Genomic DNA, 16,098 nt, shown 5'->3' on the forward strand with positions numbered 1-16,098 from the left:
TTAGCTAACTTCTTCAGCTATTTGTGGTTGATTGGTCATCTTAGCCAATAATCGAGCAATTGTGTTTCTCATTTCTCGACGGTCAACAATCATATCGATTGCACCTTTTTCAAGCAAGAATTCGCTGCGTTGGAATCCTTCTGGTAACGTTTCACGAACTGTTTGTTCGATAACGCGAGGACCTGCGAAACCAATTAATGCTTTTGGTTCTGCAATATTAACATCACCAAGCATCGCAAGACTAGCTGAAACACCACCCATTGTTGGATCCGTTAATACTGATACGTATGGAATCCCACGTTCACTTAGCTTGTGAAGGATTGCACTTGTTTTTGCCATTTGCATTAAAGACATCAGCGCTTCTTGCATACGTGCACCGCCACTGGCTGAAAAACAAACAAGTGGAACGTTGTTTTCTAAAGCAACTTCAGCAGCCGCTACGAAACGAGCTCCTACCACAGAGGCCATTGAACCGCCCATAAAACCAAATTCAAATGAACATGCAGCAATAGGCATACCTTTTAAGGTACCTTTCATTGCAACCATCGCATCGTTTTCTTGACTTGATTTTTGTGCTGAAGCAATGCGTTCTTTATACTTTTTAGTATCTTTAAACTTTAACAAGTCTTGTGGTTGAAGATCCGCAGCTAGTTCAGTAGTTGAGCCTTCATCTAAGAAAGCTTCTAAGCGTTTACGTGCACTGATGCGCATGTGATGATCACACTTAGGACAAACTTCAAGGCTACGCTCTAGCTCAACACGGTAAATGATTTGATCACATTTTCCACATTTGCTCCACACACCTTCAGGGATGTTGTGACGACGTTGACTCGTGATACCGGTAGGCAGTATCTTTTCAATTTTTTCTATCCAGCTCATAAAAAAGGGTCCATGAGAGTTAATACTTCAGTCAAAAATGACATTAAGTAATATTGTAATTATAAAAATGGGCACTCAATCGATATAATTCAATAGCTCGCTATGAATTATTACCAATTAAGCTAAAACTTTTATTAGTGATGTCACAATGATGAGTGAATTTTTTATGATGATTTATCAGCACAAGCATCTCGCATATTAAAAGGATTTCCCTTTCGTTAGTTTTCACTAATTTAATATAATTAAATTAGCTCATTTTATGCAGGAGCAACATCAGACTAAAATGAGACGACATTAAAGCACAGACCGATAGTCAAAAGACATAAAAAACTGGTCATACCCTTGAACCGTCTCATTTTGTTAACAATTATTTATCAATCAGTTAAAAATAAAGGGCCGCAAGGTGGGCGTGGGAGACCAAATGATTCAGGATAATCAACTTCTACAAGGTATAAACCACCAGCTTTAGCCATTGCAGGTGCCTTAGCCCTATCTTTGCCATCAAGGATCTCTTGAGCTACTTTAGGCGGTAAACTACCTTCACCAACCTTAATTAACATACCAACAATGTTACGTACCATATGATGTAAAAAACCATTGGCTTTGATGTCAATGACAATAAACTGACCTTGGCGTGTGATTTCTAGATGCTTAACTTCACGAACAGCTGAGTGCGCTTGGCAGTGTAATGCACGATAAGCAGTGAAGTCATGGGTACCAACAAGGCAACGACTCGCTTCATGCATTAACGTTTCATCAAGGGGTTGATAATAATGACTAAGGCCTTCGGACAAAATAGCCGGTCTTAGGGCTGTGTTACAGATAATGTAGCGATAACGTCGCCCTGTTGCACTAAATCTTGCATGAAACTCATCGTCCACTATTTTTGCCCAACGAATGGCGACATCACTAGGAAGCTTGGCATTTACCCCTAAGGTCCAACCGCGCTCGCTTCGTTCTGCTGTAGTATCAAAATGAACTACCTGACCGGTGGCGTGAACACCACAATCGGTGCGGCCTGCGCATTGTACTGTAATCGGTTCATTTGCAATGGTTGTCAGTGCTTTTTCAACAACACTTTGAACAGAAATAACATCTTTTTGACGTTGCCATCCATAATATGCCGAACCGTTATATTCAACACCTAAAGCAATGCGCATATCTTTTTTAACCACCCTAATAAAAAAAACGCATTATCGCGAAATAATGCGCTTTAGCAAAGCAAAACATCACAGTTTAACTTTTTATCTTCGATAATAGCTTTTCAGCTTCCTTTTTTTGAGACTCATCACCTGTTTGGGTGACTTGCTCTAAAATTTCTAGCGCGCTATCTTCATCTTCGATCTCTAAGTAAGCACGCGCTAAATCTAATTTTTTAGATGAATTGTTTGGATCATTGTCTACATCCACACCTTCACCGTCAGGCAACATTTCAGGAAATTCATCCAATCCAATATCTAGATCAATATCTTTATATGGCTCGTCTTCAATTTCTGATGTCGCTGATTCATCGAGTAGTTTATCGATATCGATAAAACTGTTTTCTTTCGCAAATTTATCTAATTGCTGCTCTAACTCGATTTCGGCCTCATCAACAACTTCAGTTGGTTCACTATCAGATAAACTATCATTAGCGGTACTGTCTATGTCTGAGAAAACAGGTTTATCGGTGCTTGAGCTGACAGCATCGTCAACCTCACCAATATCAGCGTTTTCACCAATAATGTTTGATTCATCAAACTCCGACATTGACTCAGTTAAATCAACATCGTTTAGTGAAATGGCATTATCGGTTTCAGCTAATAACTGGTCAAGTTCATTAATATTGCTATCGTCTGTCTCTTGAGCTTCATTATTAGTATCAAGCATACCATCTAGCGCATCAACTAAATGCTGTGCTTCTTCACTCGGTGCAAGCTCTTCTGTTGCATCTTGTGTGATTAAATATGGCTGATCAACCACATCACTTTGCGATAAGCGTTCTAGTTCAGATATTTGTGCCAACTGTTCAGCGGTATTAGCAAACTCTCCCTCACTCTCTAATTCTGCTTCTGATTCCAGTTCACCTTGCTCTAATAAATCATCAATGTTATCTGCTGTTAGCGCTTCACTCGCACTCTTTACTTCATCATCAGGCAATGTCAGGGAGTCATCTGGCAACGATTCAGCGGTAAGTTCATCTAATCCGTCCTGTGCTTGTGTAGGCTCTTCAAGTTCAGGAATCTCAAGCTCGGTCTCTTCAAGAGCCGTGTCATCGAGTAATGCGTCAATATCATCTTCAGCAATATCTAGAGTACCGTCTTCTGGTGACTCTTCTGAGTCTATTAATGCATCCGTTTCTGCTAATATTGAATCAATATCTTCTTCATCGACGTCTACATTGTCTATTACTTCATCAAGGTCATCATCAACCAGTGCATCAGTTTCACTTAGTAACGCATCAATATCATCCACTGACACATCAGCGGACGGCTCTTCAACAATGCCATCAGTTTCCGCTAACGCTTCAGTTTCCGCCAGTAGCGAATCAATATCATCAGCGGCAACTGTTTCTTGAGCTTCGGCAACTAATGAATCGATATCATCAACAGCTAGTTCCTCTTCCGTTTCCGCCAGTAAAGCATCGATATCGTCAGCAGCAACCTCATCTTGAGCTTCAGCAATTAATGAATCAATATCATCAGCAGCTAGTTCTTCTTCCGTTTCTGCCAGTAAAGCATCGATATCGTCAGCAGCAACCTCATCTTGAGCTTCAACAATTAATGAATCAATATCATCAGCAGCAAGTTCTTCTTCCGTTTCTGCCAGTAAAGCATCGATATCATCAGCAGCAACTTCCTCATTAGTCTCGGCAAGCAAGGCATCGATGTCATCAGCTGCGACTTCCTCGTTAGTCTCGGCAAGCAAAGCATCGATGTCATCAGCTGCGACTTCCTCATTTGACTCTGCGAGTAAGGCGTCGATATCATCGGCTGCGACTTCCTCATTAGTCTCAGCAAGCAAGGCGTCGATATCATCGGCTGCGACTTCCTCGTTTGACTCTGCGAGCAAGGCGTCGATATCTTCGGCTGCGACTTCTTTATTTTCTTGTTCAGCATTACTAGCTGCGCTATTTGCTTGTTCTAATAAACTATCAATGTCATCTGAGTCTGTAAGCACTTCATCGTCAGCATCAGAATCCGGCAATGAGTCGGCTTCTGCCAATAATGCATCAATGTCATCTGCGCTGACAATTTCATCTAGCTCTACCCCATCATCCTCGGCAAGAAGAGCTTCAAGTTCATCCTGTGCCAGAATATCTTCATCTTCAGCAGGTTCCGAGCTATCATCAAGGGCAACTTCGTCGGCTAGATCGCCAGGCACTAGTAATTCATCGTCATCTTCTGGTGCTAGTAACTCATCATCAAGTGTATCGTCTAACTCATCAAGCGGATCGATTTCTAACAGATCATCATCTAGCGAATCATCTAACTCATCACTGATCAACAAATCATCATCAGACAACTCTTCTTCTAAAGACTCATCGTCTAAACTAAGTTCAGGCAAATCATCTTCAGGAACCGGCGTAATTTCTTTAGCTGGTTGTTGTTCAGCTTCAACCTTTTTCTTTCTTAATAACCAAAAAAATAAACCAGCCAACCCACCAACGGCTGGAATGCTAGAGATTGCAGCAATGAACCAACCATTATTGAAAATTGATTCATGCTTACTATCTTGTTCTGCTTCGATATCAGCTAGTTGCTGCTTTAATACATCAAGTTCTTTATGCGCTTGAAGATCAAGTGCTTCTTGAACACGCATTGTATCGAGTTTGCCATTTAACTCATCAATTTGTGCTCGTAACGCTTTATTTTCATCAATCAATAGCTGCATATCTGTCATAGCAAGCTTTAATTGTTGTGCTGCACCTGGTGACTCTTCAGCTTTTACCTCAGATTCATTAACTACTTCAGTATCTAGCACAGCGTCTGTGGCTACAGGTACGTTAGTTTCAATCCGTGGTTTTGGTTTCGTTGTATTGGCGACTGGAGCCTTTGGTATGGCCTGTTTTACCGCAGGTTGGGCCGTTTCAATTTTGGATTTAGCACCCGCTAAAGTTTGGCTATCTTGTAGCTTCTTAAGTTTGGCTTGACTATCAGTCACTCCGGCCATATCCACTGCAGAAGGGATAGTTAATACTGAGCCATCGGTCAATAAGTTGATATTGTTGTCAGTAAAGGCGTGAGGATTCGCCAAAAAAATGGCGATCATGACTTGGTCAATGGACAGGCTAGGATCTGGACGATTATTAAAAGCTATCCGCCATAACGTATCGGAGCGCTTTATTGGACCATACATTTTTGTTTGAGTGAGCGCAGAACGTTTAATAATGGGCTTTTTCTTGTCTTTTGGCCCAACTAGCTCTATCGCAGATGCGTCTCCGGCGTGGCCGATTAGCAATAGCAAAAAGCAACCTAATAAAGTGCTATTGATAAATATACGCTTAAAAAAATCCATCAATCATTGTCCCTTGACAATAAGCTATTGAAATAGCAATAATATTTAATACTTATAACTGATTCAAAGTGGCCACATTTAATATAATCGCCAACGATTCAGTAATGCACATTAGTGAACTGTGCAGCATACCTGTTTTTTATCGAGATATTAGTGCCTTATAATATCAATAATAAAATTATAATAAATAGCATACCTCGTTTTTATTTAAGAGATAGTCTATCACAAGTTAATTTATGAAAAGCAAAATATGTTCCATCAAAGACGGCAAATAGAATATATAAAAAAAAGCCCTATTGATCATCGATTAATAGGGCTTTTCATTTTGTAGTTTATTGATTAATAGAAATCACGAATTAACGTTTCGGCAATTTTTAAACTGTTTAATGCCGATGTTGTACGAATATTGTCGGCAACTGACCATAAGTTCACTCCTAAAGGATGTGATGGATCAACACGTAGGCGTCCAACATGAATAAACTCACTGCCATTGGCATCTTCAACCTGAGTTGGCTGGTATGTTGAATCAAGCTCAATCACTTCAACTTCATCAAACCACTGCGTGAGCTGTTCTGGGTCAACGGGGTTACATGTTTCGATATTCACAGATTGTGCTAAGCCAAAAAATACTGGAGTCATCACACTAGTTGAATTAATCATCACTGAGCTATCAGCCAATAATTTAACACTTTGATCAATTACTTGCTGCTCAATATCAGTTAGGCCATTATCTTGTAAGGTGCCAACTTGTGGCAGAACGTTAAAAGCAAGCTGAGCTGAAAATGGATTATCTTCAACAGTTAAGCCATTCAATAATTTCCCACACTGTCGAGCAAGCTCGTTAATACCTAAATCACCTGCACTTGATACTGAATGATGACAGGTAACATTGATACGAGAAATCCCCACTTGGTCATAAATCGGTTTAAGCACAGTCCACAGCTGTACTACACTCGCTGCTGGGCTAATAATAATATTGGCATTTCTAAAATCACCAATAGCAGATTGATTTATATGCGGAATCACCATCGGGATTTCAGGGCGAGCATTAAAGGCACTTGAATTATCAATCACCGCTACACCAGCGTCTGCTGCTAACGGTGCGTATTTAAGTGACACTTCATCTGTGCTGCAAAAGAACACAATATGTAATGTTGACCAATCAAAATCTTTAGCAGCATTGATGGCAACATTTTTACCTTTAAACAGTACAGATACATCTTCATCGGCCTCTTGCTCAATAGCACGAAATGTATCTAGAGGGAATTCACGTTGTTCTAATAATTCAACCAGCGCCTTACCAATTGCAGTTGTGGCGCCAACAACGCCTACATTAAATTTTTCTGACATTTGTCTTCCACCCTTGTGTTATTGACTACTCTCTTGCTTTTCGCTTTTTGAAAAGCCAAGTTGTTGCAACATTTGTTGTTGCTGCAGCCATTGTTCGGTTGCAGCGATTGAATGTGCACTGAATTCGCGGCGCACTTTATACTGTTTTCTCAAATTATCAAAGCCTTTTGCATCAACACCGCGAAGTCGGCACAACTCGTCATCGTCTCTAATATCATAAACAAATTGAATAAGCTTACCCAACTCAGAAGGCGATAGCTTACTTTGAATGTTTAACTGACCAACACTCACCGCAGGTAATAACTGGGTTAATGACTTATTAATTGCCACATTATTGTTGTGACACCACTGTTGATACAACATATAAGTACCGCGCGCTTTCCCTTCTAGGCTGTAACCCGCAATATGTGGTGTGGCAATATCCACTAAATCTAGTAATTCTAAATTAATCGTTGGTTCGTTTTGCCATACATCAATCACAGTATAAAGCTTATTACCTTGTTGTAAGTGCTCAAGTAACGCCTTGTTGTCAACCACATCACCACGGCAACTATTTAGCAAAATAGTCCCCGGCTTAAGTTGTGACAAAAAGTCTTTGTTAACGAGGTGCTGTGTTATATCGTCACCTTGGCGATTGATCGGTACGTGTAATGAAATAATGTCAGCCTTAACGACTTCATTCATGTCCCGATAATCACCTTGGGTACCAGCACGTGCTAATGGCGGATCACAAAAGAAATGATCCACGCCCAGCGCCGTGAGCTTTCTAGCTAAACGCTGACCAATATTTCCAGCGCCAACAATGGCTACCGTCTTATCAGCTAATGACAGCTCAAAACGTTGAGCGAGTACAGACAAGGCACTTAAAACATATTCAGCAACGGCTGTAGCATTGCAACCCGGTGCGTTAGTCCAAAAGATCCCTTGCTGCTCAAGGTAAGCAATATCTAAATGATCGGTACCAATGGTTGCTGAGCCTACGAAGGTTAAGCGATTTGCTTTAGCTAATAACGATGCATTAACTTGAGTAATGGAACGAACTAATAAGACATCGACATTAATTAAATCATCTGGGGTAATGGCACGCCCTGCCATTTTTTTTATCTGACCAATATCAGAAAATAATTCATCGACATATGGCATGTTCTCATCAGCGAGAATGGTGAGCATCTAAAAGTGTCCTTATTGCAACCAGGGGGTAGGTCTACCTAAAATAATGAGCGAGATTATAGCGGTGTTTTTAACTTATTGCCTGTAAAAATAAAAAAACCGGATGAAATACCACCCGGTTTTTATTTAGTGTGCAGAGTGCTTATTTTTAAAGCATTGTCACAGACTATTTTTCAAATTTTTTGAAAATTAGTGTCGCGTTTGTGCCACCAAAACCAAAGCTGTTAGACATTAATGTCGTTAGCTGCTGCTCTTTTAGTTCAGTCACTAGCGGCAAACCTTCAGCTTCTTCATCAAGTGTCTCAACATTAATTGATGGAGCAACAAAGCCATTCTCCATCATTAATAGAGAATAAATTGCTTCATGAACACCAGCTGCACCTAGTGCATGACCAGTTAACGACTTAGTTGAACCAAAGGCTGGAATGTTATCAGCGAATAACTCTTTGATTGCTCCAAGTTCTTTAACGTCACCTACAGGCGTTGATGTACCATGTGTGTTGATGTATTCGATCGGGCTATCAGTTGTTGCCATTGCTTGTTGCATACAACGAATCGCGCCTTCGCCTGATGGTGCTACCATATCGTAACCATCAGATGTTGCACCGTAACCTACGATTTCTGCGTAGATGTGTGCGCCACGGGCTAATGCGTGTTCTAGTTCTTCAACAACAACCATACCGCCACCGCCAGAGATAACAAAGCCATCACGGTTAGCATCATAAGTACGTGATGCTGTTGCTGGAGCATCATTATATTTCGTTGATAATGCGCCCATTGCATCAAAACCCATTGCAAGTGTCCAATCAACTTCTTCGCCGCCACCAGCGAAAACAATATCTTGCTTGCCTAATTGGATTTGCTCTAACGCATGACCAATACAATGTGCCGATGTTGCGCAAGCTGAACTAATTGAATAGTTAATGCCTTTAATTTTAAATGGTGTTGCTAATGTCGCAGAAGCTGTGCTCGACATAATGCGAGGAACTACGTATGGACCAACACGCTTAACGCCTTTTTCACGTAATTTATCGGCCGCTTCTACTTGATCAGAAGACGACGCACCGCCCGTACCAGCAACAATACCCGTACGGAAGTTCGATACCATTTCTGGTGTTAATTTTGAGTCTTCAATCGCTTGTTGCATTGCTACATAGGTATAAGCTGATGCTTTACCCATAAAGCGCATTGCTTTACGGTCCACGTGCTCGCTAGGCTCTAAATCGATATCGCCCCACACACGGCTACGTAAACCATATTGCTCAAATTGCTCTGAATATGTAATACCACTACGGCCTTCGCGTAATGATTTGGTGACTTCTTCCGCGTTATTACCAATACTTGATACTACGCCTAAACCCGTGATTACTGCACGTTTCATGTTAATTCCTGTCCTATCTAAACTGCCAGCATTGTAATAACTTTATTACATCGTAGTGGTCAGCTTTCATCATCATTATTACTATACAATTGATATAAAACAATTAAATAACATAAAAAGCAATAATAAAACGTCATTTTATGGCCATTTAAGCTTACATCTGTACGCTGTTTTAATCATGGTACGACAAATTAAAATGATTTTAAACGGCTAAGGTTTCATTTCAATGAACCCAAGCGTTATAATCTCTTGGTTTTCTGCCATGAGTAATTAAGCGTTGTCACAGCCCATTGAATATGCCCAACTAAGTTGGAACGACCAAGGTGAACCTTCATCAACTCTTTTTGATGATTTATATTTTTCAACTACCGATGGTCTAGCTGAAACCCAGTATGTCTTTATCGAGCAAAACAATCTTCAGCAACGTTGGCTCAATTGCCAAGACAGTCATTATGTCATTGCCGAAACAGGCTTTGGAAGCGGTTTAAACTTTCTTGCAACCTGGTTAGCTTTTGAAAAGTTTCGCCAGCAACACCCATTACACATTCTAAAGCGACTTTTTTTTATAAGTTTTGAAAAATACCCGCTCTCTAAGCAAGATTTAAACAGCGCACATCAACGCTGGCCGCAACTCGCCCGCTATACCAAGCAATTACAGCAACACTACCCTATTGCAGTTGCGGGTTGCCATCGTCAAAGGTTTTCACTCTCCCAAGACCTTACAAACAGTTGCACGGATGCTGTTATACTTGATTTATGGTTTGGCGATATTAAAGACACCCTGCCTCAGTTAAGTTACCCAAGACAAGGTCTTGTCGACAGCTGGTTTCTTGATGGTTTTGCTCCGAGTAAAAACCCTGATATGTGGAGTCAGCAGTTATTTGACAACATGGCGAGAGTAACCAAAGACCTCGGTTCTTTAGCAACGTTTACCGCAGCTGGTTTTGTACGGCGAGGGTTAATCGAAGCAGGCTTTGTAATGACCAAAGCCAAAGGATTTGGTAAAAAACGTGAGATGCTCTGCGGCTTATTCAAGCGAACAACACAATCAAGCTCTACTCAGCATTGGTATCACCGACCAACATCAACAATACCGCTTTATAATCAGCCTAAAATACACATCATTGGTGGTGGTATTGCCAGTGCCATGCAAGCACTATCGCTGGCTGAGCGTGGAGTCAGCTCTACTATTATTTGTAAAGATGAACACCTAGCAGCGGGTGCATCAGGCAATAAACAAGGCGGCTTCTACCCATTGATTAATGCCAACCACGATCCATTAAGCCAATTCTATAGCCAAAGTTTTTTATTTGCCCAGCAGATATACCGCCCGCTGTGTCAATCTTTTCAACAAGCAGGTCGATTCTGTGGTGTTTTACAGGTCGCAACCACAGATAAAGAAAAAAAACGTCAACATCGCTTATTAAAAACAGAACAGTTTCCCGAATCTTTAGTTCACGGGGTGGTAGCTGAGCAAGCCAGTAAAATCGCCTCAGTCAATATTACCGACAGTGGATTATTTTACCCTGAGGGTGGTTGGTTAAATCCGCGTTTTCTCACGCAAGCTTTAGTTGAAAAGGCTCAGAAGTTGGCAACAGTCGATGTAGTTTTTGAGCACCAGTTACTTAAAATAGAGCAGCAAGATCAACAATGGCAACTTTCCCTAATAGATAAGAATAATGAGCAGCGAACCATCGCTAGTGACATAGTGATTTTAGCTAATGGCCATCACCTTACTGACTTTGAACAGACCAACCAACTGCCCTTGTACGCTACAGCAGGTCAAGTGAGTCATATAAAACAAACGCCACTGACTCAAGCATTAAACACAGTTCTGTGTTATCAAGGCTATATGACACCTGCATTTAATGGTGAGCACTGTATCGGCGCAAGCTTTAACCGAGATGTATCCAACCATCAAATCAATCCACACGAACATCAGCAAAATATTGACAAACTAGTGGGTGATTTTAACGGCCAATCATGGAGTCAATCAATAAAAGGCGCACCATTGGCTGGTAAAAGTGGGGTTCGAATGAGTGTTAAAGATCATTTACCAATGGTTGGTACAATACCTCAAGCCCAGCTAACCCAATCACTCTATAATGACTTAGACCGTGGAAGGCCGTCACATCAATACCCTTTAGCACCACACTACCCTAACTTATTTATGCTTGGTGGATTAGGATCTCGTGGATTATGCTCTAGCCCACTACTGGCAGAAATATTAACCAGTCAACTCTGCCATGAGCCTCTGCCACTATCCCAACGCTTAGTCGATCAACTCAACCCTAATCGTTATTGGATAAAACAACTCAAACAAGGTAAATCGCTCATGGGAGAGGAAAGCCGTTAATGTCAGTGTTCAAGTTACAGCAATTTTCAATTAGCCAATCCCAAAGTGCGATGAAAGTATGTACCGACAGCTTAATGTTTGGTGCAATGGCTCCTATTGACTTTAATGATACCGTACTCGATATTGGCGCTGGCACAGGGCTTTTATCACTAATGTGTAAACAGTTAGGCGCAAGTAAGGTGACTGCTGTTGAATTAACACCTGAAGCCGCTTGCGAAGCCGCGTTAAACGTTAGTCAAAGTCCTTGGCCACAAGATATCACAGTCATTAATCAAGACATTTTACTGTTTGAGCATTCTGCCCGTTATGACCTAGTTATATGTAATCCACCATTTTTTGAACATCACTTAAAAAATGATGACCCATTGCGCAATACAGCCCGGCACACCGATACGCTCTCCTTTGCCAGTTTAATAAAAATGTGCAAAATGCTGTGTGCTACACAAGGAAAAATATACCTATTAGTCCCCATACATACTGTTGATAAAATCAACGCATTAGCGAAGGAAAACCAACTACAACTGTCCAATCGAACCGATTTCGTCACCTTAGTCGGTGGGACCGCTAAAGTATGCGCATTAACGTTGCAGCATATTGATGACAAAGAACAAAACAATAATATACCCGGTCATCAGTTTATTAACATTTACCAGAGCCACCAACATTACACGTTGCAAAGTGAGGAGTTACTAGCTCCCTTTTTATTACGCTTTGCTAAAGAACCGGAATCTTAGACAAAAGAGCAGCCACGAATTGCAATAAGCGCTTGAATTAAAATGCCCTACAAATATACTTAACCAAAATATTTTCTCGATAAATGGTACGCACTTGCAAGCACGAAATACTCGATTAGTCAGCTCGTTTAGACAATCTGCCCCTTATGTTAATGCTCACCGTGGTAAAACATTCATTATTATGCTGGGCGGCGAGTGCATTGCTCACCCTAACTTTTTTAACATCGTCAATGACATCGCACTCTTAAAAACGCTAGGCATAAAAATTGTCTTGGTTTATGGTGCAAGGCCACAAATTGAAAGCGCACTAAAAGCACAAGGGATTCAGAGCCAATTTCATCAACAGCAACGCATTACTACTGATGAGACCTTTGAACTCATTAAACAAGTAGTTGGTCGTTTACAATTTGAAATCAATGCTCAGTTATCACAGGGCCTTGTCAATACACCAATGCAAGGTGCGAGTATTAATGTTATCAGTGGTAATTTTGTTACCGCACAACCCATTGGGGTTCGCGATGGCATAGACTTTCATTATACTGGTAAAGTTCGACGTATTGACACCCAAGGGATCAAGGATCAATTAGCGCAAAACTCAATCGTCCTTATCAGTATCGTTGGTTACTCTGTTACCGGTGAAAGCTTCAACTTAAGTGCAGAAGAAGTCGCCACTCAACTAGCGATACGTTTAAAAGCTGACAAGATGATCGGTTTTTGCTCAGAAAACGGTGTACTCAATCAAGACGGTAATGTCATTTCTGAAATGTTACCATCACAAGCTCAGCGTCGTCTCAATGAACTTGAATCGGCAGGCGAGATCATGACTGGCACCGCCATCTACCTGCGTGCGGCCATTGCCTCTTGTAAAGCAGGGGTACCTCGCAGCCATTTAGTGAGTTATCAGCAAGATGGCTCATTAATTCAAGAGCTTTTTTCTCGCGATGGTATTGGTACTCAAATTGTAATGGAACGTGCTGAGCAATTGCGCTCAGCCAGCATTGAAGATATTGGCGGTATTGTCGACCTCATTCGCCCGCTCGAAGAGCAACGGTTACTGGTTCGCCGTTCACGTGAACAACTCGAGATGGAAATTGATAAATTTACGGTGGTTGAGCGTGACGGGTTGGTGATTGGCTGTGCTGCACTTTATCCAGCACAAGATGGCATTTCAGCTGAAATGGCCTGTGTAGCGACTCACCCTGAGTATCGTAAAGCGTCACGCGGTGACGCGCTAGTTAATGAAATTAGCCGTCGAGCACGAGATTTAGGCATCAGTAAATTATTTGTGTTAACTACAAGCTCTATCCATTGGTTTAGGGAGCGTGGTTTTGTGCCTATGAGTATTGAGCAACTCCCTATGGAAAAACAGGCACTATATAACTTCCAACGTAATTCAAAGATCCTTATAAAAACGTTATAATACGCTACAAATATACTCATTGAACGATTTCAGAAAATCGAAATCGTACTATGGTGTTTACTCTCAAGTTATTGGTGATAATGAAGCATCTAACAAAGTTCCACAAAGCGCCAATTCGCGTGATCAAAATAAATCGTACTCGGGCGAAAATAAACCTTCGCCGCACCATGGTCGTGCTAAAAGTCGCGCTTGCGCAAGAAAAAGATGAAACTAAAGAGATGCTCGCTATCTATGGAAAAGCAACACAAGGTAAGGCAAGCAAGCAGGAAATGTCTATTGCTCACGCACAATTTTTTGACGTGTTAAAAGGAATAGGCCTTGGCGTATTTGCGGTATTACCCTTTGCGCCAATCACTATACCGCTACTGGTAAAAGTAGCGGATTTAGTGGGGGTCGACTTACTGCCTAGCTCTTTCTCAACGAAAAATGACAGTGACGAGACTAAATAACAATTAAAGTGAACGCTTTGGCGGTAACACAACACTTGAAAAAATTAAGCCCGCCACCAGTGACATAAAGATTAAGAATGACTGAGTACCAATATGCTCAACGGCAATAATGCTCTCACCAGAGACAACGGTATTTAAACCAATATAGACCTTACTCCCCGGCACTAAAATAACTAAACCTTGTAGAGATACCAAGATAGCAGGTGCATTAAACACGCGTGCATAAAGGTTACTAAATAATCCGACACAAAATGCGCCAAAGAATGCACCTAAAGCGATGCCAAAATATTCAGCGGCAACCAGACTCATACCAAATGCAATAAAGCCTGACATAATGCCCCATGGTGAGTCTTTTAGACGAATTTTAAACATGACTACTAAGCTTGAACCTAATAATAGAACCGCAAGCCATGCCGTCCATGGTGCAACGGTTTCTGGTTGAACAAACTCGACACTACCCCAAGTTAATTGACCTATTGCCATTCCTAAGACCGCACCAAAATACAGCTTAAACAACAACATAATCGCATCCATGATCCGAGCAGTGCCTGACATCAAATCGCGAGCCGCAAGTTCACGCAACCCCAAGGTTAATGCTAAACCCGGAATGAAAGCGATAATACTCGATAATACGACTAGGGGCATATTAATGTGGGGATCAATATGCATAATAGCCGTGACTAAAAAGCCTGAAATAAGTGACACTAATGGCTCTAACATTTTAGCAACGCCACGGGATTTCTCAGCCCAAAAGACAAAAGTATAGATGATAAGGCTCAGCAGCATCGACCACAATACGTCATTCCAACTAGTCGCCATCAGCATTGCAAATGCCCCGCCAGAGGTGCCAAAAGCAAGGAATGTCACAAAATGTGAATAGGGATTCGGCTTATTCTCAATATCTTCTAAGCGGTCTATTGCTTCGGCTAATGAGCGTTGACCTGAAGCGAGTTCTTCCACTAACTCATCAGTACGGGCAAGTGACCCGAGATCAAGGTCGCCTGGTTTCACTCGATAGGCATAAGTTTGTTGACTCTCATGTTCACCCTTTTGCCATAACACAAAGGTTAACGCTGTTGGCGTCACGATAAACGAGCCACCCAACCCTAAGATTTCAGCCACGTTCAATAAATGCGCTTCTAAACGATAAGCTGGGGTACCAAATTTATGTAATGCTTTGCCTAAATTAATAATAAATTTTCGGCGCAGCGCAAATGGGGTTGAAGTCACTATGAATCCTAAACGAGTGCACGACCAAGGTAATGCAAAAATATTACGAACCTGCTTGCCACAACTAATGTTGTTACGGCCAAATAGCTATAACGAACGACATCTTACAACTATTGTAGACAGGCGTTTAAAAAAGCGCGATTTTAATTAGTTTTAGCCAAGTGTAAAGCTTTTTATGATCTAAAATTGACTTAGCCTAAAACTAATTTTTTTTCATCAAATTATTGTATGAACTCTGTATGACAATTCTATTAATATTAACCACTTTCACCATGTGACCAAATCGCGAACTCATTGCCGCTTGGCTCGATAAAATGAAACCGCCGACCCCCTGGGAATGAGAAAATTTCTTTACTAATATGTCCTCCACCCGCAACCACTTTCTCATAGCTATCTTCAAGGTTATCAGTAATCAAAACAATCAGTGCAGCTCCCTGCCCAGTCGTTGACTTTTGGCTTGATAAATAAAATCCTCCAGCTAAGCCAGCATTAGAAAATGCGCTATATTCCGGTCCATAGTCCTCAAACTCCCATGCAAAAATACGACTAAAAAATGCTTTAGTTGCTGCTAGATTAGTCGCAGGAAATTCTACATAATTAATTTGTTCCATAATTTTCAGGCTCTCTAAAAC

12 protein-coding genes are annotated in these 16,098 nt (G+C 41.2%); 4 read left to right on the forward strand and 8 right to left on the reverse strand.

All coding sequences use genetic code 11. The annotated features are described in order from the left end of the window. The 6 genes from accD to fabB form a co-directional block, all read right to left on the reverse strand. Positions 1 to 879 carry an acetyl-CoA carboxylase, carboxyltransferase subunit beta gene (gene accD, locus Q8W26_RS11385; RefSeq protein WP_101212501.1) on the reverse strand — a complete coding sequence of 293 codons (879 nt, stop codon included), beginning with the start codon at positions 877 to 879 and terminating at the stop codon, positions 1 to 3. Positions 880 to 1,253: 374 nt separating this feature from the next. Next, a complete protein-coding gene (truA, locus tag Q8W26_RS11390) occupies positions 1,254 to 2,039 on the reverse strand; it encodes a tRNA pseudouridine(38-40) synthase TruA (RefSeq protein WP_101212562.1) in 786 nt (261 codons plus the stop codon). A gap of 76 nt (positions 2,040 to 2,115) precedes the next feature. Then, entirely contained in the window at positions 2,116 to 5,376 is a 3,261-nt protein-coding gene (locus Q8W26_RS11395) for a FimV/HubP family polar landmark protein (RefSeq protein WP_101212499.1), read from the reverse strand. Positions 5,377 to 5,715: 339 nt separating this feature from the next. Beyond that, positions 5,716 to 6,726, reverse strand: coding sequence for an aspartate-semialdehyde dehydrogenase (locus Q8W26_RS11400; protein WP_101212497.1), 1,011 nt, complete (start codon positions 6,724 to 6,726; stop codon positions 5,716 to 5,718). Between the two features lie 18 nt (positions 6,727 to 6,744). After that, on the reverse strand, positions 6,745 to 7,896 hold the full coding sequence (locus tag Q8W26_RS11405; RefSeq protein ID WP_101212495.1) for a 4-phosphoerythronate dehydrogenase: 1,152 nt from the start codon (positions 7,894 to 7,896) through the stop codon (positions 6,745 to 6,747). 166 nt (positions 7,897 to 8,062) lie between these two features. After that, positions 8,063 to 9,277, reverse strand: coding sequence for a beta-ketoacyl-ACP synthase I (fabB, locus tag Q8W26_RS11410; RefSeq protein WP_101212493.1), 1,215 nt, complete (start codon positions 9,275 to 9,277; stop codon positions 8,063 to 8,065). A gap of 277 nt (positions 9,278 to 9,554) precedes the next feature. Between fabB and mnmC the strand changes: the two genes are divergently transcribed. The 4 genes from mnmC to Q8W26_RS11430 all read left to right on the forward strand — a co-directional run bounded on the left by mnmC (position 9,555) and on the right by Q8W26_RS11430 (position 14,236). Continuing rightward, positions 9,555 to 11,633, forward strand: a complete 2,079-nt coding sequence (gene mnmC / locus Q8W26_RS11415) for a bifunctional tRNA (5-methylaminomethyl-2-thiouridine)(34)-methyltransferase MnmD/FAD-dependent 5-carboxymethylaminomethyl-2-thiouridine(34) oxidoreductase MnmC (protein WP_101212491.1) — start codon at positions 9,555 to 9,557, stop codon at positions 11,631 to 11,633. Beyond that, positions 11,633 to 12,367, forward strand: coding sequence for a tRNA1(Val) (adenine(37)-N6)-methyltransferase (locus tag Q8W26_RS11420; protein WP_101212489.1), 735 nt, complete (start codon positions 11,633 to 11,635; stop codon positions 12,365 to 12,367). The genes mnmC and Q8W26_RS11420 overlap by 1 nt, the downstream gene beginning before the upstream one ends. A gap of 94 nt (positions 12,368 to 12,461) precedes the next feature. Next, on the forward strand, positions 12,462 to 13,787 hold the full coding sequence (gene argA / locus Q8W26_RS11425) for an amino-acid N-acetyltransferase (protein ID WP_101212487.1): 1,326 nt from the start codon (positions 12,462 to 12,464) through the stop codon (positions 13,785 to 13,787). An 80-nt stretch (positions 13,788 to 13,867) separates the two neighbouring features. After that, the gene (locus Q8W26_RS11430) at positions 13,868 to 14,236 is read left to right on the forward strand and encodes a hypothetical protein (protein ID WP_101212560.1); all 369 of its coding nucleotides are present in this window, start codon (positions 13,868 to 13,870) and stop codon (positions 14,234 to 14,236) included. A 3-nt stretch (positions 14,237 to 14,239) separates the two neighbouring features. Here Q8W26_RS11430 and Q8W26_RS11435 read toward each other — a convergent pair whose 3' ends face one another. Together Q8W26_RS11435 and Q8W26_RS11440 are read right to left on the reverse strand one after the other, a co-directional pair. Then, positions 14,240 to 15,466: a threonine/serine exporter ThrE family protein gene (locus tag Q8W26_RS11435; protein ID WP_101212485.1), complete on the reverse strand. Its 1,227-nt coding sequence runs from the start codon at positions 15,464 to 15,466 to the stop codon at positions 14,240 to 14,242. Between the two features lie 257 nt (positions 15,467 to 15,723). Continuing rightward, positions 15,724 to 16,077, reverse strand: a complete 354-nt coding sequence (locus Q8W26_RS11440; protein ID WP_305473410.1) for a VOC family protein — start codon at positions 16,075 to 16,077, stop codon at positions 15,724 to 15,726. Positions 16,078 to 16,098: the final 21 nt, after the last annotated feature.

Origin of the sequence: Psychrobium sp. 1_MG-2023, assembly GCF_030689115.1 — a bacterium.
Taxonomy (GTDB): Bacteria; Pseudomonadota; Gammaproteobacteria; order Enterobacterales; family Psychrobiaceae; genus Psychrobium.